At 58.3% G+C, this 25,692-nt stretch carries 23 protein-coding genes and 1 tRNA gene; 7 read left to right on the forward strand and 17 right to left on the reverse strand.

Translation table 11 applies throughout. The features are described from left to right. Positions 1–7 precede the first annotated feature (7 nt). The 3 genes from Q4481_RS10995 to Q4481_RS11005 all read left to right on the forward strand — a co-directional run bounded on the left by Q4481_RS10995 (position 8) and on the right by Q4481_RS11005 (position 2,352). Positions 8–796, forward strand: a complete 789-nt coding sequence (locus Q4481_RS10995) for an IclR family transcriptional regulator (RefSeq protein ID WP_304376394.1) — start codon at positions 8–10, stop codon at positions 794–796. A gap of 177 nt (positions 797–973) precedes the next feature. Continuing rightward, positions 974–1,816, forward strand: coding sequence for an amidohydrolase family protein (locus Q4481_RS11000; protein WP_304376588.1), 843 nt, complete (start codon positions 974–976; stop codon positions 1,814–1,816). A 14-nt stretch (positions 1,817–1,830) separates the two neighbouring features. Next, positions 1,831–2,352: a MaoC family dehydratase gene (locus tag Q4481_RS11005; protein ID WP_304376395.1), complete on the forward strand. Its 522-nt coding sequence runs from the start codon at positions 1,831–1,833 to the stop codon at positions 2,350–2,352. 33 nt (positions 2,353–2,385) lie between these two features. Here Q4481_RS11005 and Q4481_RS11010 read toward each other — a convergent pair whose 3' ends face one another. The 4 genes from Q4481_RS11010 to Q4481_RS11025 all read right to left on the reverse strand — a co-directional run bounded on the left by Q4481_RS11010 (position 2,386) and on the right by Q4481_RS11025 (position 6,802). Continuing rightward, positions 2,386–3,162: a hypothetical protein gene (locus Q4481_RS11010; RefSeq protein WP_304376396.1), complete on the reverse strand. Its 777-nt coding sequence runs from the start codon at positions 3,160–3,162 to the stop codon at positions 2,386–2,388. Next, positions 3,159–4,268: a GSCFA domain-containing protein gene (locus Q4481_RS11015; protein ID WP_304376397.1), complete on the reverse strand. Its 1,110-nt coding sequence runs from the start codon at positions 4,266–4,268 to the stop codon at positions 3,159–3,161. The genes Q4481_RS11010 and Q4481_RS11015 overlap by 4 nt, the downstream gene beginning before the upstream one ends. A gap of 240 nt (positions 4,269–4,508) precedes the next feature. Continuing rightward, a complete protein-coding gene (locus Q4481_RS11020) occupies positions 4,509–5,618 on the reverse strand; it encodes an extracellular solute-binding protein (protein WP_304376589.1) in 1,110 nt (369 codons plus the stop codon). 23 nt (positions 5,619–5,641) lie between these two features. Beyond that, on the reverse strand, positions 5,642–6,802 hold the full coding sequence (locus Q4481_RS11025; protein WP_304376398.1) for a CaiB/BaiF CoA transferase family protein: 1,161 nt from the start codon (positions 6,800–6,802) through the stop codon (positions 5,642–5,644). A 263-nt stretch (positions 6,803–7,065) separates the two neighbouring features. Here Q4481_RS11025 and Q4481_RS11030 point away from each other — a divergent pair, with 263 nt between their 5' ends. After that, the gene (locus Q4481_RS11030) at positions 7,066–9,012 is read left to right on the forward strand and encodes a calcium-binding protein (protein ID WP_304376399.1); all 1,947 of its coding nucleotides are present in this window, start codon (positions 7,066–7,068) and stop codon (positions 9,010–9,012) included. Between the two features lie 10 nt (positions 9,013–9,022). On the opposite strand, the gene Q4481_RS11035 is transcribed toward Q4481_RS11030, so the two are convergent. The 3 genes from Q4481_RS11035 to Q4481_RS11045 are packed head-to-tail and all read right to left on the reverse strand — an operon-like array spanning position 9,023 to position 11,782. Continuing rightward, positions 9,023–10,177 carry a CaiB/BaiF CoA transferase family protein gene (locus Q4481_RS11035; protein WP_304376400.1) on the reverse strand — a complete coding sequence of 385 codons (1,155 nt, stop codon included), beginning with the start codon at positions 10,175–10,177 and terminating at the stop codon, positions 9,023–9,025. Next, a complete protein-coding gene (locus tag Q4481_RS11040; protein WP_304376401.1) occupies positions 10,167–10,583 on the reverse strand; it encodes a hypothetical protein in 417 nt (138 codons plus the stop codon). The genes Q4481_RS11035 and Q4481_RS11040 overlap by 11 nt, the downstream gene beginning before the upstream one ends. Positions 10,584–10,594: 11 nt before the next feature. Further along, the gene (locus Q4481_RS11045) at positions 10,595–11,782 is read right to left on the reverse strand and encodes an acyl-CoA dehydrogenase (RefSeq protein WP_304376402.1); all 1,188 of its coding nucleotides are present in this window, start codon (positions 11,780–11,782) and stop codon (positions 10,595–10,597) included. 96 nt (positions 11,783–11,878) lie between these two features. Here Q4481_RS11045 and Q4481_RS11050 point away from each other — a divergent pair, with 96 nt between their 5' ends. Further along, the gene (locus Q4481_RS11050; RefSeq protein WP_304376403.1) at positions 11,879–12,787 is read left to right on the forward strand and encodes a LysR family transcriptional regulator; all 909 of its coding nucleotides are present in this window, start codon (positions 11,879–11,881) and stop codon (positions 12,785–12,787) included. Between the two features lie 11 nt (positions 12,788–12,798). On the opposite strand, the gene Q4481_RS11055 is transcribed toward Q4481_RS11050, so the two are convergent. From Q4481_RS11055 to mnmA, 3 genes are all read right to left on the reverse strand, one after another. Then, a complete protein-coding gene (locus Q4481_RS11055; RefSeq protein ID WP_304376404.1) occupies positions 12,799–13,302 on the reverse strand; it encodes a hypothetical protein in 504 nt (167 codons plus the stop codon). Between the two features lie 354 nt (positions 13,303–13,656). After that, positions 13,657–13,733 (reverse strand) — tRNA-Met (locus tag Q4481_RS11060). 123 nt (positions 13,734–13,856) lie between these two features. After that, positions 13,857–15,053, reverse strand: coding sequence for a tRNA 2-thiouridine(34) synthase MnmA (mnmA, locus tag Q4481_RS11065; protein ID WP_304376405.1), 1,197 nt, complete (start codon positions 15,051–15,053; stop codon positions 13,857–13,859). 245 nt (positions 15,054–15,298) lie between these two features. On the opposite strand from mnmA, the gene sciP reads away from it, so the two are divergent. Both sciP and Q4481_RS11075 read left to right on the forward strand, forming a co-directional pair. Then, positions 15,299–15,574 carry a CtrA inhibitor SciP gene (sciP, locus tag Q4481_RS11070; protein WP_304376406.1) on the forward strand — a complete coding sequence of 92 codons (276 nt, stop codon included), beginning with the start codon at positions 15,299–15,301 and terminating at the stop codon, positions 15,572–15,574. Positions 15,575–15,721: 147 nt separating this feature from the next. Continuing rightward, positions 15,722–16,756 carry a DUF2793 domain-containing protein gene (locus Q4481_RS11075; RefSeq protein ID WP_304376407.1) on the forward strand — a complete coding sequence of 345 codons (1,035 nt, stop codon included), beginning with the start codon at positions 15,722–15,724 and terminating at the stop codon, positions 16,754–16,756. 58 nt (positions 16,757–16,814) lie between these two features. Here Q4481_RS11075 and serA read toward each other — a convergent pair whose 3' ends face one another. From serA to Q4481_RS11110, 7 genes are all read right to left on the reverse strand, one after another. Then, positions 16,815–18,410: a phosphoglycerate dehydrogenase gene (gene serA / locus Q4481_RS11080; protein ID WP_304376408.1), complete on the reverse strand. Its 1,596-nt coding sequence runs from the start codon at positions 18,408–18,410 to the stop codon at positions 16,815–16,817. Between the two features lie 70 nt (positions 18,411–18,480). Beyond that, the gene (locus Q4481_RS11085; RefSeq protein WP_304376409.1) at positions 18,481–19,659 is read right to left on the reverse strand and encodes a phosphoserine transaminase; all 1,179 of its coding nucleotides are present in this window, start codon (positions 19,657–19,659) and stop codon (positions 18,481–18,483) included. A 183-nt stretch (positions 19,660–19,842) separates the two neighbouring features. Beyond that, positions 19,843–20,676 (reverse strand): outer membrane protein, encoded by an 834-nt coding sequence (locus tag Q4481_RS11090; RefSeq protein ID WP_304376410.1) that lies wholly within the window; start codon positions 20,674–20,676, stop codon positions 19,843–19,845. A gap of 132 nt (positions 20,677–20,808) precedes the next feature. Continuing rightward, a complete protein-coding gene (locus Q4481_RS11095; protein ID WP_304376411.1) occupies positions 20,809–21,372 on the reverse strand; it encodes a LysE family translocator in 564 nt (187 codons plus the stop codon). Between the two features lie 163 nt (positions 21,373–21,535). Continuing rightward, entirely contained in the window at positions 21,536–22,354 is an 819-nt protein-coding gene (locus Q4481_RS11100) for an outer membrane protein (protein ID WP_304376412.1), read from the reverse strand. A 210-nt stretch (positions 22,355–22,564) separates the two neighbouring features. Further along, positions 22,565–23,917: a phosphoglucosamine mutase gene (glmM, locus tag Q4481_RS11105; protein WP_304376413.1), complete on the reverse strand. Its 1,353-nt coding sequence runs from the start codon at positions 23,915–23,917 to the stop codon at positions 22,565–22,567. A 313-nt stretch (positions 23,918–24,230) separates the two neighbouring features. Next, the gene (locus tag Q4481_RS11110; protein WP_304376414.1) at positions 24,231–25,367 is read right to left on the reverse strand and encodes an OmpP1/FadL family transporter; all 1,137 of its coding nucleotides are present in this window, start codon (positions 25,365–25,367) and stop codon (positions 24,231–24,233) included. Between the last annotated feature and the right edge of the window lie 325 nt (positions 25,368–25,692).

A 25,692-nucleotide genomic window follows, 5' to 3' on the forward strand; every position in this document is an offset into this window, starting at 1 on the left:
GGGGCGCATGGATTCGGAAGACAATGATCGCTATCGCGCACCCGCACTGGACAAGGGCCTCGACATCATCGAGCTCTTGTCAGGTATAGAAGGTGGCCTGACCCAGGCGGAAATCGCCAAGCGCCTCGGCAAGAACGCAAATGAATTCTACCGCATGCTCGACCGGCTCGTTCGCCGCGGCTACGTGACCCGTCTCGATGGAGACCGCTACTCGCTGTCGCTCAAGCTGTTCGGTCTGGCACAGCTGATTGCGCCTGTTCGCCGGCTCGCCTCCTATGCCACGCCATTGATGCGGGCGCTGGCGGATGCCACGCGCCAGGCCAACCAGCTCGTGGTGTTCGATCGTGGTGCCGCCGTGGTGATCGCCCAGCAGGAGGCGCCCGGATACTGGGGCATTTCCATTCGCGTGGGCTCCCATATCAGCCTCTATAATACCGGCTCCGGCCATATCCTTCTCGCCTTCCATTCGCCGGACGAGCGGGCCATGATGATGCAGGAATATGAGGGGTCGGCCGAGGCGGCACCGGAACTGAAACCGGAATTCTTCACCCGGCTCGACCAGATCCGCGAGCGCGGCTACGAAATGATGCCCTCATCGCAGACCGCCGGCGTCGTCAACCTGTCAGCTCCGATCCTGGGGCCGGATGGACGGGCAATCGCGGCCCTGACGGTTCCCTACATTACCCTGATCAACACGCCCGATGCGCCCGACATGTCGGAAACGATCCAGTTGCTGCTGGCCACCAGCCACAAGCTCGCGCACCAGGTTGGATTAGACATTACCCCGATCGCATAATTCTTATTTGAAGATATAATTTCTATTTGAATAATAGGGCCGCGCATGCCAGCATGACCGCCGGGATGACCTTGCCATTTCGGAAGCCAGTCAAACGGCATGAGGCTCCGAATGGATCAGGGCGGAGAAGCCGTGACGGAAGCGGTGCGCAACGACGCATCGCAGGGAGGAAACAGGATGATCATCGACACGCATCTGCACATCATCGACCTTGAGGCATTGCATTATCCATGGCTGGGCAGCGTTGAAGCGCTCAACCGGATGTTCCGCTACGAGACCTATGCGGCGGAAGCACGAAAGGTCGGTATCGCAGCGACGCTTCACATGGAGGTCGACGTTGCCGAAACGGAGATCGTTGCCGAATCGGATTACATTTCGGGCCTTGCAGCGCAACCGGGCAGCCTGCTGGTCGGCGCCATTGCCTCCTGCCGTCCGGAGCAGGATGGCTTTGCCCGCTATCTCGATCTCGTCCGTGAGAAGGCCATCGTCAAGGGCTTTCGCCGCGTCCTGCATGTGATGCCGGACGATCTGTCGGAAAGCGCGCTCTTTCGCGAAAACATCAAGCGTCTTTCCGGCACCGGCCTGACCTTCGATCTTTGCGTTCTTCCACACCAGATGGAGCGGGCCATCGCCCTCGTCGATCTCGCACCCGATGTCACCTTCATCGTCGATCATTGTGGTGTCCCGGATATCAAGGGCGGCAACATTGATGGCTGGAATAAGGGAATTTCCGAAATCGCCCGGCGCCCCAACGTGATTGGCAAGCTTTCCGGCATCTCCATCTATGGCGATGGCGAAAACTGGTCGGTGGAAACACTGCGCCCCTATGTCGAGCACACGATCGGCAGCTTCGGTTTCGATCGCATGGTCTGGGGCAGCGATTGGCCGGTCTGCACGCTCGCTGGGTCTCTTTCGACCTGGGTTGCCGCAACGCATGCCTTGCTTTCCGGCGTATCGCCCGAAGACAAAGCAAAGCTGCTCTCGGGCAATGCCCGAAAGCTCTGGAACCTGTCTGTCTGAAGAAGGCAATCGTAATGAGCACTGTCGGAATCGAAAGCACATTCCCCCGCACCATGCCCGAAGATCATGCCCGCTTGCCCGTGTGGAATGCGGAAAACTGGTTCTACGAGGATTTCGAGATCGGTCACAAGATCCGCTCGCTTCGCCGCACCATATCGGAAGGCGAGAGCATGCAGTTCAATGCGCTCGTGCTCGATATGCATCCCTATGTCGGCGACCAGATCTTTGCCGAAACCGAAGGCCTGTTCGGCAAGCGGCTGGTCGCGGGTGCCTTCGTCTTCTCAGCCGGGCTCGGGCTCGTCGCCACCAACTGCGTCAATGCCTTCTCTTATGGCTATGACAAGCTGCGCTTCATCAAGCCCACCTTCATCGGCGACACGATCTACACGATCCGCACCAATCTTTCGAAGGAGCCCAAATATGCGGAACTCGGCCTGATCCGCGCATCCTACGAGGTCTTCAAGGGCGAAGGCGAACTGGTGCTCTATTGCGAGCATATTCAGACGGTGAAATATCGGCCAAGAGCAGAAGCCTGACCTTGACCGGTCACCCAACTGTGTCGTCGTGCATCAGGCGGCCTTTGCCTGACGGATCTGACGCATCGCGTCGCGAATGACAATGGCGCCAAAATCGGCATTCATATGGGCGAAATCATCGTCCTTGTGCTTCGGCGCCCGCTCAGAGAGGCGGACGGACCCAACAGAGAAGCGCTCATCCGTGAAGCAAGGCGGAACGATGGTTTCCACCGGCTGATCGAGCACCATCGCATAGGGAGCAATCATCGCGCGCACCGCACCACGAAAACGCTCGATCATCGGCCCGGCCGCGCCGGTCCGCATCGCACGCCTGAAGAAGAAACCTTTCGGATGTTCCAGAATGGATTTCGAAAAGAGCGGGTTCGGAATATAGAAAAGCGGCTTTCCGGCCTTTTCCGCCAGTTCCCGCATCACCGCCACTGCCATCGTCTGTTCAATCTGTCGCTTGAGCAACCTGTCCATAAAGCCCTTCGATACAAGCGCAGTCTCGTTCACGCGCTCCCCCAAAGGAGAGAAATGCTTGAAAACATTCTCGAAACGTGGCCAGCCGCCGAGGCATCCCACCACGCAAATGGCTTCATATCTGGCGATGTCGATATGATCTGCCTTACCGGTCATGACGAAGCTGTCACGAACCTCCTGTGCATCAGAGACGAGTTGCCCCTCCTCGATCCGCGTCGAAAACAGCCCTCGGCCACGTGCTCCGAAGATGTCGATCTGGTCTTTGAATTCAGCCCCCCCGTCGGTATCGAGCCCGAGCCGAAGGCTGGCGACATGGGAGTCCCCGATAAAGCAAACCTGTTTATTCATTGACCAAATGCCTCAAGCAATGCTTCTTCACAGACAACGTCGTCTTTCGACCGGCGTCTCGCCCTCATCCCGCTACCCTTGCGTTTTCCGCCCTCGGAAGCCTCATCCGATCCGGCCTGCACGCCATCTTCGGCGACCGGTTCGGCCGCTCCCGCCCGCGCCGGGTGTTCGGCGAAGAATGAGGCCATCACGGTCTCGACGCCCGTCGGATTGACCGAGCGCAGGTTCGGCTCGAAAAAATAGGAACGCACATTCGGCGCCATGATGATCTCGTAGGACGGAAAATAATCGACATTGTCGAATTCTTCGCTGAGTTCGGTGCAGACTGTACGCAGCAACGATTTCGATCGCATCGTTGCCACCAGCACGTGGTTTTCAGATGCAGTCGCCGTCAGCGGCACGGGCGAAACCGTCAAGATGAAACGCATGTTGGGATTGATCGCCAACAGCTTTTCGCGCACCTTGACCATGTCGCCATGAACATCTGAAAACTTGAGATTGCGGAAGCGGAAAATCGCAGGATCGAATTCTCCAGCAATAACACCCGGACAGGTGGGATAGACAATGCCGTTGTCGATCCGCTCCCAGGTTTCGGTCAGGCCGAGCGTAAAGATAAGCACATCGGTCTTCGCAAACATCTGAGAAACGAGGCCCAGATGATATTTTCGATGTTCGAGCACTTCTTCAATCGTATCGAGGCCTTCCGGCTCGACAGCAGGTCGCAACGCGTCGTAATAGCGCCCATTCTTTTCCCAAACATCGGTCTCGCGCACCGTCCCGGTTTCGCAATCCTCAATCAGCTGCAACAACTGCCTCGCCGTATAAAGATTGCCGTAACGCGCCGAATAGATGCCGTATCCGAAATCGCTCGCCAGACCGGCATCGACCCAGGCCGGCACCGGTTCCATATCGATGGTCCGGTACCCGTTCTTGCGCAAGCTTCGAGCCACATGCTGGGCGAAACAGGAACCGGCGGTGGCAATGTTGGCGTCGAAATCGATATCGAACTTCTTTTTGTAGAGCCTCTTCATATTCACGGCATGAACATCAGCCACGCCGCTACGCCAGTATTTCGACGAATCCAGTTTACTATAGGGATTGGCCATATTGGTCTCCAGAAACTCATGCCCCGCCACAAGGCAGCCTTGCGTTGTGTATGCCCTCACCCCAGTCCGGTCAAGCATCAGCATACTTCGACAAAGCCAAACTTAAGGCTGTCAAGCGAGCAGAATCAATGGGGAAGACACGCCACAACTTTGTGAAGACTGAGGCGCCGTGCCGCGGATCTTCAAAGGGAGCACTGGATGGAAAGTGGGCGACGACTATCCCTCGCCCTCCTTCGTCGCTCAAGTCCCGCTCAGACGAAACATCCGGTTGAGGTCGGCCACCACGGTTTCCGCCGCCTCGCCGGATTTCAGCCCCGCATTGAGCCGCACCGACGCAGCATGCTGGAACGCCATATAGCCATTGTGGCGTGGGCGCACCCAGGCGCCTTCAAGCGTCGGACGCGTGTTGATGTAAAAATCCGCGGTCGCATCATTGACCGTTTCATCTTCCCAGGCCGCGGCGTGGCCCGGCTGACCACCGGCAGCGGCATAGGGGCCGCGCTGAACCTCGCCGCTGGCGATCCAGTAGGCGAAATCGATCGCGGCTTGCTTTGCCGCGGAAAATGCCGAAACAGCGATACCGGTGCCACCGAGTGCTGACCCCGCCGGACCGATGACGCCGGCTTCCGGAATGTCGGTGAAGCTCAGCACATGCGGGCGGAAACCCTCGATCGCATAATTGACATAGCCGTATATATAGGGCGAGCAGGCAATGACGCTACCCTTCTCAGCCATCTTTTCCGAAACCGCGATCGGATCCATCTCGAAAGCGGCCGGATCGATCATCGACACGAGTTCGGCAATCATCTGATAGGCGACGATGCCGGTTTCCGTATCGACGAGATCGCCACCGGCCTCAGTGCTGCAGGGTGCCATCAGGTTGGCGCACAAAGTATAGAAGGTCATGAGCGAATGCGGCGGCCGCAGCGCGAGCAGAACGCCGCCCTGCTCTGCAAGTTCCAGCACATCGTCGAAAGTTTCGCAGGGATCGGCAAGGTCGTCGCGAAAGGCCTGAACCTGGGTGGCCGCATCGATCGGAAAGGCCCATTGCCGGCCCTGCCAATTGTAACTGCGGAAGGATTCGCCCACCGAACCGGCCGAAAGCGCCTGCAGCTCGGCTTCACGACCATCGATATCGAGCGGTTCCAGGCAGTTTTCGTCGGTGATCTGGCCAACATGCGGATGATCGATGACGATCAGATCGTATTGACGCGCCAGTTCCTCGACCGAAAAACTTTCGAAATCCTGCAGAGAGCGTTTGTCCCATTCGATCTCGACGCCGGTCTTCTGCTGCCAGAGACGCGCGCAGGCCACCATCGGATCATAGCCACGCGGATGGCTCCAGGTCATGCCTTTCAGCTTCACCGGCGCGCTCACAGGCCGAACTCCGAACGAATAAGGTCGGAATGCTCACCCACAAGCGGAGCAGCGCGATTGCCATGCGGCCGCGCGCCATTCACCCGGATGGGCGAAGATGTTGTCAGGATCGACACATTGTCTTCCCGTTCGACTGTCTGCAGAATGTCCATCACCTTGAAACCGTCATGCGCCATAAGCTCCTCCCAATTGAGGACGCGCGCGCACCATATATCGGCCGGCTCGAGGATTGAAAGCCACTCATCCACGCTTTTCGTCGCAACCTTGTCGGCAATGATGCGCTTGATCGTATCGCGCTCGCCGAACCAGCTGGAAGGATCGTCACGATAGGGCGCGAGATCCCCGATATCCATGAGATCCTGCAATCGCGAGATCGGCGTCATGGCAATGGCGATATAGGCATCGGCGGCCTTGTAGACGCCGTAAGGCGCCGAAAGATAGGCGTGCGCAGAACGGAATTCCGAGCGCTTCGGCATCCGTCGTCCATCATTGAGATAGGTGGTCAGCACTTCGAACTGGAAATCGACCAGCGCTTCGAGCAGGCTGGTTTCCACATGGCTGCCCTTGCCGGAAATGCCCTTGCGGACCAGTGCCGCCAGAATGCCCTGACAGATCGCGGCGCCGGCCAGCATATCACCCACAGCAAGGCCGAACGGCACCGGCCCCTGCCCTTCATCGCCGTTGAGCCACATGACGCCGGAACGCGCCTGCGCCAGAAGGTCCTGGCCCGGACGCTTCACCCAGGGCCCTTCCTCGCCATAACCACTGATCGAAGCATAGACGATCGAAGGATTGATCGCCTTGACCGATTCATAATCGAGGCCGAGCCGCTCGATGACGCCGGGGCGGAAATTCTGGATCATCACATCGGCACGCGCGAGCAGCTTGCGCAACGCCGCCATGTCCGCCTCGTTCTTCATATCGATCGCGAGGCTCTGCTTGCCGCGGTTGATCGCATGAAAAATCGTGGAATCGCCGCCGATTTCGGTGTCGCTCAGATAGAGCCGACGCGAGAGATCGCCACCATCCGGCCGCTCGACCTTGATCACCCGCGCACCCAAATCCTGCAGCCTCAGCGAACAGTAGGGCCCGGACAGAAACTGGCTCATGTCCACGACAAGCAGCCCCTCGAGCGGCATTTCAACGACATTATTCATATATGATGCTTCCAGACCCTATGGACGGCTGATTTTCAGCCATCGCCTCCCATTTCCTTCTTATGTGAATAATCTATTCAAATATGGGAGTCTTTGCAAGCGGACAGCGAAAAATCTTGAGCGATGGGAGGATCGATCCCGACAAAGGGATGTGAAACGGCGGTTGCTTCGATGAATGGCTAGCCAACCCAATTTTCTTCACTTGCGATTTGGCAAATTCGAAGGCGAAATGCTGCAACGTTTCCAGCCAAGAGGATTTGACCATGGCCCTCGTGACCATCACCGGTTTCACCTACGGAGAATTCACCGGGACAAGCATCACCAACAGCGACCTCCTTGTGGACACGGGCGCCGTCGTCGTTGCCACAAGTAGCATCGCAGGATACGGAATTGCCGCCTCTGGAACCAGCCAGAGCATTGAAGTGAATGGTACGGTCTTCGGTCAACTCTGTTCGCTGTCAATGACGAATGGCAACAGCACTCTTCTGGGGCTCACACTCACAGTCGGCACGACCGGAACGCTTTCGTCCACGATTGAGGGAATGCTCCTTACTGGCTATGGCAACACCATTACCAATGCCGGTCATATCGCCGGCGGCTACGGTCTTTTTGTCCATGCGAGTTCCGGCGCAACGACGACCACCATCACCAACAGTGGTTCGATTGTCGGCCACATGCACAACCCGTCCAACGATTATCATGCCGGCATTGTCCATCTCGGTTCGGAGGAGATGGTCGTCATCAATACCGGTCTCATCAAGGGCTATTCGCGTTCGTACAACGCCAATGCTTTGTCGAGCGGCGTTGATGACATTACCAACAAAGGCGTAATGATCGGCGACATTCTGCTCGGAGATGGTGAAGACATCTATGGCGGACGTCTCGGCCGCGTCGATGGCGTGGTCTATGGCAATGCCGGAGCTGACCTGTTGCGTGGCGGCATCGGCGACGAAACGATCAATGGTGGCAATGACGCCGATGAACTTGAAGGCAATGGCGGCAACGACACGCTGGACGGAGGAAGCGGCGCCGATGCGATGGCGGGTGGCGCCGGCGATGACATCTATTTCGTCGATGATGCCGGAGACAGCGCCACCGAGGCCGCCGGCAATGGGACCGACATCGTCTACGCGACCGTGAACTGGGAACTCGCCGATCATGTCGAGCATCTCATCCTGAACGGCTCCGGAGACCTGAGTGCCACGGGCAATGCGCTTGCCAACGAGATCGCCGGCAACGCGGGCAACAACCAGATCGATGGCGGCGAAGGGGCCGATACGCTGGCCGGTGGCACCGGAAACGACAGCTACATCGTCGACGATTTGAACGACACCGTGATCGAGGAGGAGGACGGTGGCACCGACAGCATTTCCGCCTCGGTGACCTGGACACTTGGTGATCATGTCGAAAATCTTGTCCTCACCGGAATTGCGGCCATCAACGGCACCGGCAATGATCTCGACAATGAAATCACAGGCAACGATGCTGGCAACAGCCTGTCAGGGCTCGAGGGGAACGACATTCTCGTTGGCGGTGCTGGCAATGATGTGCTCGATGGCGGCTTGGGCACCGATACGATGAGCGGCGGCGCCGATGACGATGCCTATATCGTTGACGATGCCGGCGACGTCCTGACCGAACTGTCTGACCAGGGGACCGATACCGTATCCGCTTCGATCAGCTGGATCCTCGGGGCAAACTTCGAAAATCTCGTGCTGAACGGCAGCGGCGCCAACAACGGAACCGGCAACGAACTCGCCAACCAGATCACAGGAAACGCGGGCGAAAACACGCTCTCGGGTCTGGGAGCCGCCGATTCTCTCTTCGGAAATGGCGGCGCGGACCGGCTGATCGGCGGCGGCGGTGCCGACAACCTCAACGGAGGCAAGGGCGCCGACCAGTTCATCTTCCTTACATTGAGCGATTCAAAGCCAAGCGCTTCGGGACGCGATGTCATTTTCGATTTCATCCGCAAGCAAGGCGACATCATCGACCTCTCCGCGATCGATGCCAATTCCGGTCGCAATGGCGATCAGGATTTCGTGCTGATGGGCGAAACAGCCTTCACGGGCAAAGCCGGGCAACTGCGCTACCACCACAGCAACGGCGACACGGTTGTTCTGGCCGACACCAACGGTGACAAGAAGGCCGATTTTTCCCTCCAACTGGAAGGTGAACTCGATCTGGTGAGCGGAGATTTCAGCCTTTAGGCCTATTCCCTCAAGCCTTTGGTCTTTCGAGTTCGGCGCGGATTGCCTCACAATGTTCGCCGAGCTTTGGGGAGCGCCGGTCGAGCGCCAGTTCCGCGTTCGAGTAACGGATGGGGGACCTTAGGCCCGGAATGCCGTCCGGCTCGATTTTCATGCCGCGATGGATGAATTGCGGATCTTCGAAAACATCGGCGACCGTATTGATCGGGCCGGCGGGGACGCCCGCTTTTTCGAGCATGGAAAGAAGATCGTCGCGCGCAAAGGTCAGGGTGCGGGCTTCCATCCGCTCGGTCAGCTCGACACGATTGGCAACACGCGCCGCATTGGTCGTGAATTTTTCATCGGCTGCCATCTCGCCAAGACCGAGAAGCTCGGCAAGCCGGGCGAACTGTCCGTCATTGCCGCAGGCGATGATCAGATGGCCATCGCTAACCGGGAAGGTCTGGTAAGGCGCGATATTGGGATGGGCATTGCCAAGCCGCCGCGGCGCCTTGCCGGAAGCAAGAAAATTCATGGCCTGATTGGCGAGAACGCCGGTCATGCAATCGAACAGCGACATATCGATATGCTGGCCCTCGCCTGTCCGCTCACGCATCAGGAGAGCGGCCTGGATGGCGATGACGGAATAGACGCCGGTGAAAATATCGGCAAAGGCGACGCCGATCTTCTGCGGTTCGCCGTTCGGATCGCCGGTCAGGTCCATGATGCCGCCCATGCCCTGGATCATGAAATCGTAGCCGGCGCGCGCCGCATAGGGGCCGTCCTGACCAAAGCCGGTGATCGAGCAGTAGATCAGGCGCGGATTGACAGCCTTGAGACTGTCGTAGTCGAGCCCATACTTCTTCAAACCGCCAAGCTTGAAGTTCTCGATCAGCACATCGCTTTCGGCAGCGAGACGCAAGACGAGCGCACGCCCCTCCTCGGCGGTGAAATCGGCGGTGATCGATCGCTTGCCGCGATTGGCGGCATGAAAATAGGCCGCAGCGCGCTCGCCACCGTTGTCGATATAGGGAGGGCCCCATTTGCGGGTATCATCCCCTTCCGGGCTCTCGACCTTGATGACGTCGGCACCGAGATCCGCCAGCACCTGTCCGGCCCAGGGGCCCGCGAGAATGCGGGCAAGCTCAAGCACCTTGATGCCGGAAAGCGGGTGGTTAGCGCTCATGACGATGCGACCTCAGGATATGAAAAAGCGGAAGAAGGGCAAAGAGTGCCTGACCGAACAGGCCGAGAAGGCGCGGCGGCGTCAGATCGGACCAGTAGACAAGCATGTTGTCGACAAAGACGTAAGGACCGAACAGGCCAGCAAGCAGGCTTTCGGCAATCTGGAGGAAGAGAAACGAGAACAGGCCGATCTCGATACCATCGCCGATCGACAGCGGAGCGGATAGACGCACCACCCGTGCCGCGACCAAGGCGGAGAAGGCCAGCATGATCGGGATCTCGACCGCCACGGCTGCGAGATCGCCGATGACGGGCGCGAGGAAGAAGATCCTGAGCGCGCCCATGGCAAAACCGAGGAGGAAGACGATGGCCGTGTACAATCCCGAAATTCGCAAGAGCCTGGCCATCGTCAGGAACCTCAGAAGAATGCCTGAAGACCGGTCTGCGCCCGGCCGAGGATCAGCGCGTGAACGTCATGCGTACCCTCGTAGGTGTTGACCGTTTCGAGATTCTGGGCGTGACGCATGACATGGTAGCCGATCTGGATACCGTTGCCGCCATGCATGTCGCGGGCAGCACGGGCAATATCGAGCGCCTTGCCGCAATTGTTGCGCTTGACGATGGAGATCATTTCCGGCGCCAGCTTCTTCTGGTCCATCAGTTCACCGACGCGCAGCGATCCCTGCAGGCCAAGCGCGATCTCGGTCTGCATGTCGGCGAGCTTCTTCTGGTAAAGCTGGGTGCCGGCGAGCGGCTTGTCGAACTGCTTGCGATCCAGACCATATTGGCGGGCGCGGAACCAGCAATCCTCGGCAGCCCCCATGACGCCCCAGGAAATGCCGTAGCGGGCACGGTTGAGGCAGCCGAAGGGACCGGCAAGACCCGAAACATTCGGCAACAGCGCATCTTCGCTGACTTCGACGCCATCGAGGACGATCTCGCCGGTGATGGAAGCGCGCAGCGACAGCTTGCCGCCGATCTTCGGCGCCGACAGGCCCTTCATGCCCTTTTCGAGCACGAAACCACGGATCTTGTTGTCATGGGCTTCGGACTTCGCCCAGACGACGAAAACGTCGGCGATCGGGGCATTGGAAATCCACATCTTGGAGCCGCGCAGGCGATAACCGCCGGCAATCTTTTCCGCGCGCGTCTTCATGCCGCCGGGATCCGAACCGGCATCCGGTTCGGTGAGGCCGAAGCAGCCGATCAGATCGCCCGAGACGAGACCCGGCAGATACTTCTTGCGCTGCTCATCGGAGCCATAGGCATAGATCGGGTGAATGACGAGCGAGGACTGCACGCTCATCATCGAGCGGTAACCGGAATCGATCCGCTCCACTTCGCGCGCCACAAGCCCGTAAGCCACGTAGGAGGCATTGGCCGCGCCATATTCTTCCGGAAGCGTGACGCCGAGCAGACCCGCCTGCCCCATCAGCTTGAACAGAGCCGGATCCGTCTTCTCCTCGAGATAGGCTTCCTCGACGCGCGGCAGAAGCTCGGCCTTGGCAAAGGCAGCCGCCGAATCGCGAATCATGCGTTCGTCTTCGGAAATCTGTTCATCGAGCAGGAAAGGATCATTCCAGGAAAAAGGCGATTTGTCGCTCACGTCATATCCTCCAGATTGGATGCGCAGTTTTCGCGCGCTTCGCCCAACATTTCAAACCATATTTACTCACAGGATTATTCCATTTACTCATAATGCATGCAGAAAATCCAACGCCGATTGCTCCCCTCCACCAGCGCATTGGCCGCTTTCGATGCGGTGGCGCGTCTAGCGAGCTTTTCCGCCGCCGCACTGGAACTATCGCTGACCCAGGGTGCCATCAGCCGCCAGATTGCCGGTCTCGAAGCGCAATTGGGTGTGCGCCTGTTCGAACGCTCAACCCGCGCCACATTGACGCCGGTCGGCCAGATCTATGCGCGATCGATTGCCTCGGCGCTGGAGATCATACGCTCCGCCTCGCTGGAGGCCATGACGCGAATGCATGGCAACACGCTGAATCTCGCCATTCTGCCGACCTTTGGCACGCGCTGGCTGATGCCGCGGATTTCCGGCTTCATTGCCCGCCATCCCGGCATCATTCTCAATTTCGCAACCCGGATCGGACAGTTCGATTTCGAAAGCGAAGCGCTCGATGCCGCGATCCATGTCGGCGCGCGTCCCTGGCCGGGAACCGAATCCCGCTTCCTCATGAACGAAACGGTTCTCCCGGTCTGCAGCCCCGATTTCCTAAACATCCATCCGATTGAGAGCCCGAACGATCTGCGTGACCTGCCGCTTCTGCATATGGCATCGCGTCCCGGCGCCTGGGACCATTGGTTTGCAAGCCTCGATCTGCCACCGCCCGCCGGACGTGGAATGGGTTTCGAACAATTCTCGAACGTGGAACAGGCTTGCGTGGCGGGGCTTGGCATTGGCCTGATGCCGGCCTTTCTGATCCGTTCGGAACTGGCTTCGGGCCAGCTTGTGCGCGCCTGGCCGCATGAGATCGAAAGCAACAGCACCTATTCGCTCGTCTATCCGATCTCGCGGCGATCGCACCCGCCGCTGGTCGCCTTCGCCGACTGGCTGGAAGAAGAGGCGCAGGCCTTCAGCAGGACCGAACCTTAAGGTCAAAAAACTCAGCCGGACTCCACCACCTGCCGGACACGGCGGGAGGCCATGTAGAGCGACGTGATATGTACGAGCGTATAGACTGCATATCCCATGGCACCGATATAGGCACAGATCAAAACCAGACGGCTGAGCGTCGAAACAAAGAAATGCTCCATGATCACTTTGCCAGCAGGAATGGTGATGAGATTGGCTGCAATGATCGCAACCACCAATCCAAACAGGTAGAAAAGGGAGATAGGTTCGAAAAGCCTTGTATTATCGTCGTGCTTGCTTGCGAGAAGAAAGTGAAGGTTCGCCGGCGCATAATGTTTGAAACAATAGAGCGCCACCGTTTCAACCAAAAGTTCAGCGCGCACTGCAGCATCGAGATAGAGATTGTCGATATCTACGACGGTTCCATCATTCTGGCGGATGGAAATTGGTATCGATTTATGGCCGGAATCAATGCTTTCCAACGCCACAGGTTGAACAATCGATCCGGTAATGACAATGATGTCCCCGACAGCCATCCATCGCCCCTATTTTCGCCGGTACAGCGCTACGTTGTTAATTGCCCTATCAATAATTTCCACATACCATGCAACGCAAGGTGCAAAGTCGCTTAATTTGCTGAAAAGCTAATAAAATTTACGAATGTAGGCGCTTTATGATCACCAATCATTTTTTCGACCCATCGCCTGGTGTCGCTAGAACATCCACTGGTTCAGCGGCTGGCGAAAACAAGGTCGGATAGTTCCTTTTGGGCACGACCGCACCTAAGCATTGGTCGGAACTTAACGAACCAGGCGAGCGCCCTCATTTTCGGGCACCGAAGCTCGTCTCAGGTTTTTCCGTTTTATTCAGGGAATTGTCGCTGAATGAAATGGTAGCGGGAGGCGGACTTGAACCGCCGACCTTGGGGTTATGAATCCCACGCTCTCACCACCTGAGCTACCCCGCCACATGATCCCGAGGCCTGAGCCCCAAGGAACGGGCGGCTTATATGTCTGCCCCCGTTGCCCTGTCAAGCGCTGTTGTGGAAAAACAGCAAGTTGCCGGAAAATTTCGGCAGTTTCCCGGAATCTCAGGCGGCAGCCGGGGCGGTCAGCAACTGGCGGAGCATGGTTTCCGCCACCACTTCCTTTTCAGACCGGTCAATGAATCCGCCGCCATAGACGCGCGCGTCCTCACCCGGGGCCGAATAGAGCGCACAGGCCTGCCCCGGGGCGACGCCGGGCTCGCCCTCGGCCAGTTCCACATAGATTCCCAGCGATCCGACATGCAGTTTGGCCGGCTTCGGCGGCTTGGTCGAGCGAACCTTGGCGAAACAGTCAAACCCGTCCGCAGGCGTCTCGGTCAACGGAAAATCCCCGAGCCAGTTCACGTCGCGCAGGAAAAGACGCCGTGTCTCGAGCGCTTCCTTCGGTCCCACGATCACCCGTTTGCCACGGGCATCGAGATGGACGACATAAAGCGGCTCGCCGGTGGCAATGCCGATGCCGCGACGCTGCCCGATCGTGTAATGCAGGATGCCTTCATGACGACCGAGAACCCGGCCATCCAGATGCACGATATCGCCAGCCAGAGCCGCATCGGGCCGGAGCTTGGTGATCACATCCGAATATTTTCCCTGCGGCACGAAGCAGATGTCCTGGCTATCGGCCTTGGCGGCAACAACCAGCCCCATTTCGGCGGCGAGTTCGCGCACAGCCGCCTTTGACATACCGCCGAGCGGAAAGCGCAGATAATCGATCTGTTCCTGCGTGGTGGCAAAGAGGAAGTAGCTCTGGTCACGTTCGGCATCAACCGGACGGTAAAGCGCCCGCCGTTCGGGATGTCCCGGAACGGGATTCGGACGCGAGCGGATATAGTGCCCGGTTGCCAGCGCATCAGCGCCCAATTCCTTGGCGGTGATCAGAAAATCGGCAAACTTGACGGTCTGATTGCAGGCGACGCAGGGAATCGGCGTCTCGCCGGCCACATAGCTTTCGGCGAACGGATTGATGACGGTTTCTAAAAAACGGCGCTCGTAATCGAGGACGTAATGGGGAATGCCGAGCGTTTCGCAAACACGGCGGGCATCGTCGATATCCTGCCCCGCGCAGCATGATCCAGCCCGGTGCACGGCGGCGCCATGATCATAGAGCTGCAGCGTAATGCCGAGAACATCATAGCCTTCGCGTTTGAGCAGCCCGGCCACGACAGACGAATCAACACCACCCGACATGGCAACGACCACGCGAGTCTGTTCCGGAGGCTTGTCGAAATCGAGGCTGTTCACGGCCACTCTTTGCGCTTTCTGGATTGATCTGCGGCCAAACGCCTGAGGCGGAGCGGCCTTTTTCAACGATATAGGAGCAAAATATTCCCGTATCAAGCCAAGAGAATCAGGAGTTCCTGTGGCGCGAGAAACGAGAATTCTGTTTTCGTTGCATTTTCAGCAAATTTTATCAGGGACGTTTAGTCAATTTTAAAACTGCAGCCGTAATCTGCCTACATCTGGTCTTTGTTAGTGTAGAGAGTCCAATGACCGAAGTCATGCGTCCAAGAATTAAATATGTCATCGGTCCCGATGGCAGCCCCCTGACGATTGCCGATCTCCCGCCCTCCAATACGCGGCGCTGGGTGATCCGTAGAAAGGCGGAAGTCGTTGCCGCCGTTCGGGGTGGTCTTTTGAGCCTCGAAGAAGCCTGTGAACGTTACACGCTGACCGTGGAAGAGTTCCTTTCCTGGCAAAGCTCCATTTCCGAGCATGGTCTGGCAGGTCTCCGCACCACCCGCATCCAGCAGTACCGCCATTAAACTTGAATCTTTTCGTGTTTTAAAAAGCAGGCCGCATGCGGCCTGTTTTTTGTTTTCCGGCATAAGACCAAGCCCGTTACATCCCCGCTTTTCCGTCCGGACCTATCCTGATTGCTGACGATCAATTCCAGCAGCACGGACAAGCCCATGTCGGACACAACAGCCAATCTCGACCTTCCCTATATTCTGCCGTCGCAGGCGCAGAAACATGTCACGCACAATGAGGCGCTGCAATTGCTGGACGCGATCGTCCAGCTGGTCGTATCCTCGCAAGCAGCCTCCCCGCCGCCTGATCCGGAAGAAGGCGATTGCCATGCGGTCATTGCCACCGCAAGCGGCGACTGGACGGGACAGGAAGGCGCCCTGACGGCCTATATCGATGGAGACTGGATCTTCATTGCGCCGAAACCAGGCTGGCGCGCCTGGTTTGTCACCGAAGGCGTGCAGCGATACTGGACCGGTACAGAATGGTCTCTTCTCCCCGCTCCTTCGGCCTTTGAACGGCTGGGCATCCATGCGACGGCCGATGAGACCAACCGGCTCGCCGTGTCCGCCGACGCTTCTCTGTTCAACCATGCCGGCGCAGGTCACCAGTTGAAACTCAACAAGGCCAGTGTAGCCGATACGGCATCCCTGCTGTTCCAGACGGCCTGGTCCGGACGTACAGAGATGGGCCTGAGCGGCAGCGATGCCTTTCAATTGAAGACCTCCTCCGACGGTTCCAGCTGGACAACAGCTCTGACAATCAGCCCCGAAGGCGCGGTTCTCTTGCCCACGCGCCCTTTGGTGCGCGCTTCCTATGGCGAAACGGCCATGACACCGCCGGACGGCACCCTGAGCGGATTCGGCACGCTGCATTTCAACCAGGGTGGCTTTGCGCTCGGCAGCGCGATTCCTTCGGGATCGGGCAATCGGCTCATTGTTCCGGTGACCGGCCCCTATCTGGTCACGGTCAATGTGTCCTGCACTGCTGCGGCCAGCCATACGGTCAGCCTTCTCAAGGATGGCAGCGTGACCATTCTCACGATTCGCGATTTTGATTCGGGCAGTGCCAGTTACAGCCAGTCAGCGACCGCGATCGCCTGGCTTGAGGCGGGAAGCTGGCTTGCCCTGCAGCATCACGGCGCCGCCGAACTTCAGTTCGGATACGGCAAGACGGAGCTGATTGCCGCGCTGCTATAACAAAACGCCTCCCCCGCTAAACGGAGGAGGCGTTCGATTGTGCGCTCGAGATCGAGAATCAGTCGATGTTGAAGACCAGCGGCTTGGCGTGGCGGATGGCCGGATTGGCCGTCAGCTTGGCAAGAACCTCTTCCTTGACCGGACCATCGACATAAAGAAGCGCGATTGCATCGCCACCCTGCTTGTCACGACCCAGCTGGAAGTTGGCGATATTGACGCCCGCTTCACCGAATGTCGTGCCCATGAAGCCGATCATGCCCGGAACGTCGGTGTTGGCGATATAGACCATGTTGGCGCCAACATCGGCATCCATGTTGATGCCCTTGATCTGGATGAAGCGCGGCTTGCCATCCGAGAAGACGGTACCAGCAACCGAACGGGTCTGGTTGGCGGTCTTCACCGTCAGCTTGATATAGCCGTCATAGACACCGGTCTTGTCGCGCTTGACTTCGCTCAGGATGATGCCCTTTTCCTTGATCATGATCGGCGCCGAAACCATGTTGACGTCGGCAACCAGCGGGCGGATGAGGCCAGCCAGCAGTGCGGAGGTCAGCGCCTTGGTGTTCATGTTCGCGGTCGCGCCATCATAAAGGATTTCAATTTCCTTGATGGCGCTCTCTGTAACCTGGCCGACGAAGGCGCCGAGCACATCAGCAAGCCTGATGAACGGCTTCAGGCGTGGCGCTTCCTCTGCCGTGATCGAGGGCATGTTGATGGCGTTCGAAACAGCACCATAGATGAGGTAGTCCGACATCTGCTCGGCGACCTGAAGTGCGACATTTTCCTGTGCTTCGGTGGTCGAGGCTCCGAGATGCGGGGTGCAGACCACATTCGGCAGGCCGAAGAGCGGGCTTTCGGTGGCGGGTTCGACCTCGAACACGTCGAAGCCGGCGCCAGCGACATGGCCGGACTTGATGGCTTCGGCGAGTGCTGCTTCGTCGACAAGGCCGCCACGGGCACAGTTGATGATACGCACGCCCGGCTTGGTCTTGGCAATGGCTTCGGCATTGAGGATGCCGCGGGTCTTGTCGGTCATCGGCACATGAAGCGTGATGAAATCCGCCTTCGCGAGCAGATCGTCGAGCTCGACCTTGATGACGCCCATTTCCTGCGCCCGTTCAGCCGACAGGAAGGGATCATAGGCCAGCACATGCATCTTGAGGCCGAGCGCGCGAGCGCAGACGATCGAACCGATATTGCCGGCGCCGATCACACCCAGCGTCTTGCCGGTGATTTCCACACCCATGAACTTCGACTTTTCCCACTTGCCAGCCTGCGTCGAGGCATCGGCGGCGGGAAGCTGGCGGGCGACGGCAAACATCAAAGCGATCGCATGTTCGGCCGTGGTGATGGAGTTGCCGAACGGCGTGTTCATGACGATGATGCCGCGGCGCGAGGCTGCCGGGATATCGACATTGTCGACACCGATGCCGGCGCGGCCGATAACCTTGAGGTTGGTCGCAGCCGCAATCAGCTTCTCGGTCGCCTTGGTGGCGGAGCGGATGGCAAGACCATCATAATTGCCGATGATTTCGGCGAGCTTTTCCTTGTCCTTGCCGAGCTTCGGCTGGAAATCGACTTCAACGCCACGATCACGGAAGATCTGGACGGCGGTTTCAGACAGTTCGTCGGATACGAGTACGCGCGGTGCCATGAGTGGGCTCCTTGAAATGGGGATTCAAATCGGGAATGGAGCCTTCCGCCCGAGACGGAAGGCAAAGGGCTCAGGCCGCAGCCTTGGCTAATGCAGCCTTCTGCTTTTCGAAAGCGAAGGTCAGCCATGGCATCAGGGCTTCGAGATCAGCCGTTTCGATCGTGGCACCGCACCAGATGCGCAGACCCGACGGAGCGTCGCGATAGGCGCCGACATCGAGCGCAACCGCTTCCTTTTCGAGCGTCGCGACCATGCCCTTGGCAAAGGCGGCTTGCCCATCGGCATCGAGCGCGGTCACAGCCGGATCGACGATCTTCAGGCAGACCGATGTATTGGAGCGGGTATCCACCGTTTCTGCGAGATTGGCGAGCCAGGGATTCTTTTCGCAGAAATCGAACAGTACCTTGGCGTTGGCATCGGCCCGCGCCATCAGCGCCTTCAGGCCACCGAGCTCCTTGGCCCAAAGAAGCGCATCGATATAGTCCTCGACGCAGAGCATCGACGGCGTATTGATCGTCTCACCCTGGAAGATGCCTTCGATGATCTTGCCGCCCTTGGTCATGCGGAAGATCTTCGGCAGCGGCCAGGCCGGATTGTAGCTTTCAAGCCGTTCGACGGCGCGCGGGCTGAGGATGATGACGCCATGGGCACCTTCACCGCCGAGCACCTTCTGCCAGGAGAAGGTGACGACATCGAGCTTGGCGAAATCGAGGTTCTGCGCGAAAGCCGCCGAGGTGGCATCGCAGATCGTCAGGCCCTGGCGGTTCGCCGGAATGAAATCAGCGTTGGGAACGCGGACGCCCGAGGTCGTGCCATTCCAGGTGAAAACCACGTCACGGTCGAAATCGACCTTGGAGAAATCGACGATCTTGCCGTAATCGGCGGTGAACTTGCGGACGTCACCGAGCTTGAGTTCCTTGACGACATCGGAAACCCAGCCAGAGCCGAAGCTTTCCCAGGCGACCATATCGACGCCGCGGGCACCGAGCAGAGACCACAGCGCCATTTCGACAGCACCCGTGTCCGAGGCCGGCACGATACCGATCCGGTAGTCGGCGGGCACTTCCAGAACATCGCGGGTGAGGTCGATCGCCTGCTTCAGCTTGTTCTTGCCGAGCTTGGAACGATGAGAACGGCCCAGCGCTGCATCTTTGAGCGCATCCAGCGACCAGTCAGGACGCTTCGAGCAGGGGCCAGAAGAAAAATTGGGGTTTGCCGGGCGCAATGCCGGCGCGGCGATATCTACCATTTTAAGCTACCCTTCCAGGTATATGGCCTCTCGTTGGGGAGAGGTGTCCCGCCGCTGTGAATATGGGATCGCCTATTCACAGTCAAGCCGGAAGTGACGCAAACGGAAGATAATTTGACGCAGGCAAAAGGGGCGGTTCTTTCGAGCCGCCCCTCTGTATGAGTTCCAGTTAAACGCTATCGCTTACCAGCCGGTCATGCGCAGGCCGACGCGGATTTCGTGGCGTCCGAACCCGTTGTCCGTGCCCTTGACGCCGCTCGCGCCCTTGCTGCTTTCGCCCTTGCTCCAGTCGAACATGTCGCCACCGGCAATATCGGAATAGCGATAGCCGAAATCGAGCTTGTAGTTCGTTGCGATATCATAGGAAACGCCGGCCATCAGGGCGTAGGCGAAACGCCAGCTTTCGACGCCGGCATAATCCTTGGCGTTGTATTTGACCCAGTTGTTGCAGCCGCTTGTGCCGCTGGTGCAATGTTTGGAAACATGCTGGTCGCCCCAATCGATGTTGGCGATACCGGCACCGGCACCGAGATAGGGGGTCAGGCCCCAGTAGGTGCCGAGATCGATATAGCCGTTCGCCATCACATCGAGCACGGCGAGTGCCTGCTTGTGGGTGAAGGCACAGCCGGTGCCGCCATTTTGCAGTGAAGAGCAGCGCGAATCAGTCGAGGAGTTACCGCTGAAATTGGACTTGAAATAGTCGACCGTCAGATCGGAACGAAGGAAGTCGTTGAACTGATATCCGAAGCCTGCCGAAAGGCTGTAATCGCCCTCAAGGCGGGCACTGTCGAATGTGTCGCTCGAATAGGTGTCCGTGGCAGAATTGTAGTTCTTCCAGCTCGGTTTACCGGCCGAGGAGGAGGCATTGTAGCCGAGGTCGCCACGGATGTACCAGCCGGAAGCGGCCGCAATCGTTCCGGTATATTCCGGCGCCTGTACCTCCGGCGGAAGATCGAAGGCGGATGCGGTACCAGTTGTGGCGAAAAGCAGTGCGGCGGCGAGTATCTGGGGTTTCATGGCGTTTCCTTCCATGGAGCGGATCGAACCGCCCGATGTTCTTTACGCCACTATGCCAAGAGAGGGTTAACCCGCAGTTAAGCATGTTCCTTTGTCAAGGATTCACCATAAATTCGGCTTCGCCATGTCGCATCAGGCAAACAGGCTCGATGTGAGCAATAGGGAAAACCCAAAGAGGGCGACGGACGCGATCCTGCGAAGATCGAACCTGTTGCCATCGGCGATGCGTCCGAGCGCGAATGCTCCGAAGGACAGCCAGCTGACGGATGCAAGAATGATCAAGAGCGCAGCAATGGCGAGATGAAACCATATCGACAACAAACTGCCTTGCGGCATCAAAACAAGACCAATCACAATGCCCTTGGGATTGAGCAAGGTCGTAACAAATACCTGCGTGACGCTAACCATGCGCACGGCGCCAACCTCGGGCAACCACAATTTCAGGGCCAGGTAGAGGATCCACAGAGCGGCACAGGCTTTCAACAACCTGGTAACAGTCGGGAATTGTTCAAGCCAAGGCGCCGCCACCGTTGCCAGTGGCGTAATGATAAGAAGGTAGGCCACAAGTTCGGCCACCATCAGGGGCAGCGAACGGGCGAAGCCATTTCTGGACGCACCGAGAGCCAGCAGTGTGTTGGTCGGCCCCGGCGTCAACAACAGCAGCAAGACGCCGGAAACGAATTCAATGACGGACATGGGCATTCTCTTTGCGACCAGATGATGCTCTTGGCTAAATCTTTCGTCCGTTCTTAGCCTTGATCAAAATCAAGCGGAAGGCCGAGCCGACCATGAGCCGAGCCCCAAACGCAAAAGCCGCCCGGAAACCGGACGGCTTGCAAGAAACAATTTTAAGGCGGCCTTATTTGAAAACAGCCGGCTGCTGCGGAATTTCGGCCGGCGGCAGATATGCGGCCTCCTCGCAACCACCGAAGTTGTAGCGCAGACCAGCGCGACCTTCGTGGATATCAAAACCCTTGTCGTAGCCGGGACCGCCATTGAGCCGGTAGCCGAACATGTTGCCGCCGGCGACATGGCGATAACGGTAGCCGACGTCGGCCTTCAGGTTGCAGGTAATATCGACCGATGCACCAGCCATGAGCGCGTAGGTGAAGCGCCAGCTTTCACGACCGTGATGCTCGAACGTGCCATCATCGTTGGTGTTCTTGAGCGAATCCCACTTCACGTAGGTGCCACCGATACCGGCGCCGAGATAGGGCGTGACGATGCCCCAGTGGCCGATATCGACATAGGCGTTTGCCATCAGACCCCAGGCAGACAAGGCCGAAACGTCGCTCGAGGTGCAGGCATTGCCGCTGTTGCCGCAGGTGCCCGAGGTCGAGCCGCGGAACTTTGCAGAGAAGAGATAGTCGAGCGTTGTATCGACACGCAGATGTTCATCGATCTGGTAACCGACGCCAACACCGAGATTGCCGGTATTGTCGAGTTTGGCGCTGTCGAAATCGTGCAGGTTGCTGTTGGAGCCCTGGAAATAATGGGCGCCTTTCAGACGCATCAGGTCGTAGGAAACATCACCACGGAGATACCAGCCATTGGCGGCAGCGACCACCGGTTCGGCAATCGGCGCCGGCTCTGCCGGTGCGGGCTCGTAGAGGTCTGCGGCGTGCGCTTGGGCACTCAGCCCGAGTGCCACGGATGCGAATGCCAAAACTTTCTTCATGATACGCTCCACATAGATTTTGGCCGGCACTCAATCACCGGTCTGAGAATTCCCTGATCATCATGGATAATGGAGCGGAAAGGTTAAAACCCACTTAACCAAGAACATTTACCATAGAATTGTTTAAACCGCTGATTTCATTAGTAACGGAATCGCCAGACGCAAAAAGGCCGGCGTTTGGCCGGCCTTTGACTTTGGATGCTGGAAGAATCAAGCCGCGGGTTTGACGCTGCCGATCACTTCGATGAGACCGTCGACGATCCGTTCGAGCTGGCCGCGATCGTCGCCTTCGGCCATCACGCGGATCAGGGGCTCGGTGCCGGACGGACGGATGACCAGGCGTCCATGATTGTTGAGCTCGCTCTCGGCCTGCGAAATCGCAGCCTTCACCACCTTGTCCTCAAGTGGTTTGCCGCCCTTGAAACGGACATTCTTCAGCAGTTGCGGCACCGGTTCGAACCGGTGGCAGACTTCGCTCACGGTGCGATCCGTGCGCTTGACTGCGGCAAGAACCTGGAGGGCTGCCACAAGTCCATCACCCGTGGTGCCGAAGTCCGACAGAACGATATGGCCGGACTGTTCGCCGCCGACATTGAAATTGTGGCTGCGCATATGCTCGACCACGTAGCGATCCCCGACCTTGGTGCGCGCCAGCGTCATGCCGCGATCCTGCATGAACCGTTCAAGCCCGAGATTGGACATTATGGTGGCGACGATGCCCTGCCCGCGCAGGATGCCGTCATTGGCCCAGGTCTCGCCGATCAGCGCCATCAGTTGGTCACCGTCAACGAGGTTGCCCTTCTCGTCGACGATGATCACCCGATCTGCATCGCCGTCGAGCGCAATACCGATATCGGCGCGCACCTCGTGCACCTTGCGCTGCAATGTCTGCGGGTGGGTGGAGCCGCATTCCAGATTGATGTTGGTGCCATTGGGTGCGTTTCCGATCGTCACCACCTCGGCCCCTAGCTCCCAGAGCGCGGCGGGCGCGACCTTGTAGGCCGCTCCATTGGCGCAATCGATGGCGATGCGCAGGCCGGACAGGGTCACGTCCTTCGGCAAGGTGCGTTTAACGAATTCGATATAGCGGTAGATGTCGCCATCGACACGCTTCGCTCGGCCGATTTCATCCGACTTCGCCAGTTGCGGACCGATCTCCTGATCCATCAGGGCTTCGATCTCGCTTTCGAGCTCATCGGAAAGCTTGTAGCCATCCGGGCCGAACAGCTTGATACCGTTATCCTGATAGGGATTGTGCGAAGCCGAGATCATCACGCCGATATCGGCGCGCAGCGAACGCGTGAGCATGGCCACGGCCGGCGTCGGAATGGGGCCCAGAAGAAACACATCGAGCCCGGCAGCCGTGAAACCCGCCACCAGCGCATTCTCGAGCATATAGCCGGACAGGCGCGTATCCTTGCCGATGACAACCCGGTGGCGATGCCCGCCCCGTCGGAAGAGCGTTCCCACGGCAGTGCCGACCCGCATGGCGAGGTCGGGGGTCATCGGGAAGAGGTTGGATTGACCGCGAATGCCGTCTGTTCCGAAATATCGTCTGCTCATTGTTTTCCTAGTGTCTGGTGAACATCGCACCTGTCGCGCGGCACCGTCGTCGGCCATGCTGTGAGCGCAACAATCGCCACCGCCAAAGAATGTCCGCCGATAGGCCCTGCCCCGCACAAAGCTGCACCTGCTGCCCATGCGGACCGAATTCTGATCTCATGCCACAAAATGCTGGCGAAACCACATCAAATTCTTCGAATGTCGCAACACTATGTCATTGCGGTTAAAGCGTCGACGCTTGGTAAAACGGCAAAAGGCCTCGTGATCGCTCCGATGGATGCGATCACGAGGCCTTCGCCCCCCGAAAGTGATCTCAGAACTTGATGCGATAGGATGTCGAGACGCCGAGAGCCCAGTCCCCGCCCGCGGTCGCATCATAGGTGGCGCCATTTGCGGTCGACTGCTCGCCTGCGGTTAGGTAGCTGAGGCCGACGCCAAGCTGGAACGCACCCGGTCCTGCCTTGAGGGCACCGCCCACGCCGAGCGTCCAGGTATCCGTCATGATGTCGGCACCGGTGCCAACGCCACGATCCCAGGTCAGGTTCACGGTACCGGACAACAGATCATTGAACTTGTGGCCGATACCCGCCTGCACGGTCCAACCGTCACGCCAGTTATAGACATCATGTTGCGGGCCGAGGACCGCGATATCGTAGTTGAGCGCATCGAGAATGCTCCAGTCGGTCCATTCCACCGAACCATAGACCAGCCAGTCAGGCGCGATGCCGGATTGCAGGCTGAGCTTGATCGATTGCGGCAGTGTCCCCACACCATCCGACGGAAGCGGCGTCGTGCCCACGACCGGGATTAGCGCATCCGGCGTAAAGTCGCCAGACACCTTGTGCTCGACTTCCGAGCGGTACATCAGCTGTGCCCGCATGGCATATTCGGGAATGTCGTAGGCCAGACCAAAACGATAGCCGAAGGCAGAATCATCAGCGAGACGCAGGGTGCCGTAAAAAGTCTCGGCCTTGTAACGGAAGTCCTGCAGGAAGACGCCGCCGATCACATGGATGCGGCCTGGGCCGGCATCAAACCGCACGGCGCAGGTTCCACCATATTCGTTCGTCGTGAAGCCCTTTTCGATTGCATAGTTGCCAATCTGCGCAGCTTCGGCTGCATTGGCCTGCGGTCCGTAGACCGATGAGGCGCCGAACGGCTGCGTATAGGTCAGGGCGCAGCTGAACGAATCGGAAATGCTGGCCTTGATGGCGAGATTCGGAACGAAATAGGATTTCGAAATAGGATCGTCACTGGACTGTACGCCATCGATCGTGTCGAACTGCCGCTTCGGCGCCACATAGGTGACACCTGCGTCGATCGCAGCTTTTCCATCCTCAAACAGAATATCAATATTTGCGTCGCCCCGCGAGAAGCCGCCCGCAAATGCATTCGAATGAAGCGCAGCCAAGGCAACCGCAGCAGCCAGGCCAAGTTTCAGATAGGTCATGGTTAAATCCCCCTCCATATGAACCACGATGGAGGCAGTTTTAGTCAGGTTTTTTTCCTGTTCAACTCACCCGGATTCACGCCAACAGACTGAATTCGTTGACTGATTTACGTAAGAGAATTCATAAGCTCACTACGAATTTAACGAAAAGCAATTTTGTTCCAAAAAGCGACTATGTACGATGCATGAATTAGGAGATTTTTCTCCCCAATTACTCCGATGAGGCAATTACGCCACAGACCCCAACCAAAATTGGCGCCCCAAAAAAACCGAAATCAATGACAGCTCACCCTGTGGGCAAACCGGGATTCGTTTGGCGGAACCA

Origin of the sequence: Fluviirhizobium alvei, assembly GCF_030551875.1 — a bacterium.
GTDB lineage: Bacteria > Pseudomonadota > Alphaproteobacteria > Rhizobiales > Rhizobiaceae > Rhizobium_E > Rhizobium_E alvei.

Coding starts and splice junctions, on each gene's coding strand:
- Q4481_RS10995 (WP_304376394.1), top strand. CDS start 8: ATGGATTCGGAAGACAATGATCGCTATCGCGCACCCGCACTGGACAAG.
- Q4481_RS11000 (WP_304376588.1), top strand. CDS start 974: ATGATCATCGACACGCATCTGCACATCATCGACCTTGAGGCATTGCAT.
- Q4481_RS11005 (WP_304376395.1), top strand. CDS start 1,831: ATGAGCACTGTCGGAATCGAAAGCACATTCCCCCGCACCATGCCCGAA.
- Q4481_RS11010 (WP_304376396.1), bottom strand. CDS start 3,162: ATGAATAAACAGGTTTGCTTTATCGGGGACTCCCATGTCGCCAGCCTT.
- Q4481_RS11015 (WP_304376397.1), bottom strand. CDS start 4,268: ATGGCCAATCCCTATAGTAAACTGGATTCGTCGAAATACTGGCGTAGC.
- Q4481_RS11020 (WP_304376589.1), bottom strand. CDS start 5,618: ATGACCTGGAGCCATCCGCGTGGCTATGATCCGATGGTGGCCTGCGCG.
- Q4481_RS11025 (WP_304376398.1), bottom strand. CDS start 6,802: ATGAATAATGTCGTTGAAATGCCGCTCGAGGGGCTGCTTGTCGTGGAC.
- Q4481_RS11030 (WP_304376399.1), top strand. CDS start 7,066: ATGGCCCTCGTGACCATCACCGGTTTCACCTACGGAGAATTCACCGGG.
- Q4481_RS11035 (WP_304376400.1), bottom strand. CDS start 10,177: ATGAGCGCTAACCACCCGCTTTCCGGCATCAAGGTGCTTGAGCTTGCC.
- Q4481_RS11040 (WP_304376401.1), bottom strand. CDS start 10,583: ATGGCCAGGCTCTTGCGAATTTCGGGATTGTACACGGCCATCGTCTTC.
- Q4481_RS11050 (WP_304376403.1), top strand. CDS start 11,879: ATGCAGAAAATCCAACGCCGATTGCTCCCCTCCACCAGCGCATTGGCC.
- Q4481_RS11055 (WP_304376404.1), bottom strand. CDS start 13,302: ATGGCTGTCGGGGACATCATTGTCATTACCGGATCGATTGTTCAACCT.
- sciP (WP_304376406.1), top strand. CDS start 15,299: ATGACCGAAGTCATGCGTCCAAGAATTAAATATGTCATCGGTCCCGAT.
- Q4481_RS11075 (WP_304376407.1), top strand. CDS start 15,722: ATGTCGGACACAACAGCCAATCTCGACCTTCCCTATATTCTGCCGTCG.
- serA (WP_304376408.1), bottom strand. CDS start 18,410: ATGGCACCGCGCGTACTCGTATCCGACGAACTGTCTGAAACCGCCGTC.
- Q4481_RS11085 (WP_304376409.1), bottom strand. CDS start 19,659: ATGGTAGATATCGCCGCGCCGGCATTGCGCCCGGCAAACCCCAATTTT.
- Q4481_RS11090 (WP_304376410.1), bottom strand. CDS start 20,676: ATGAAACCCCAGATACTCGCCGCCGCACTGCTTTTCGCCACAACTGGT.
- Q4481_RS11095 (WP_304376411.1), bottom strand. CDS start 21,372: ATGTCCGTCATTGAATTCGTTTCCGGCGTCTTGCTGCTGTTGTTGACG.
- Q4481_RS11100 (WP_304376412.1), bottom strand. CDS start 22,354: ATGAAGAAAGTTTTGGCATTCGCATCCGTGGCACTCGGGCTGAGTGCC.
- glmM (WP_304376413.1), bottom strand. CDS start 23,917: ATGAGCAGACGATATTTCGGAACAGACGGCATTCGCGGTCAATCCAAC.
- Q4481_RS11110 (WP_304376414.1), bottom strand. CDS start 25,367: ATGACCTATCTGAAACTTGGCCTGGCTGCTGCGGTTGCCTTGGCTGCG.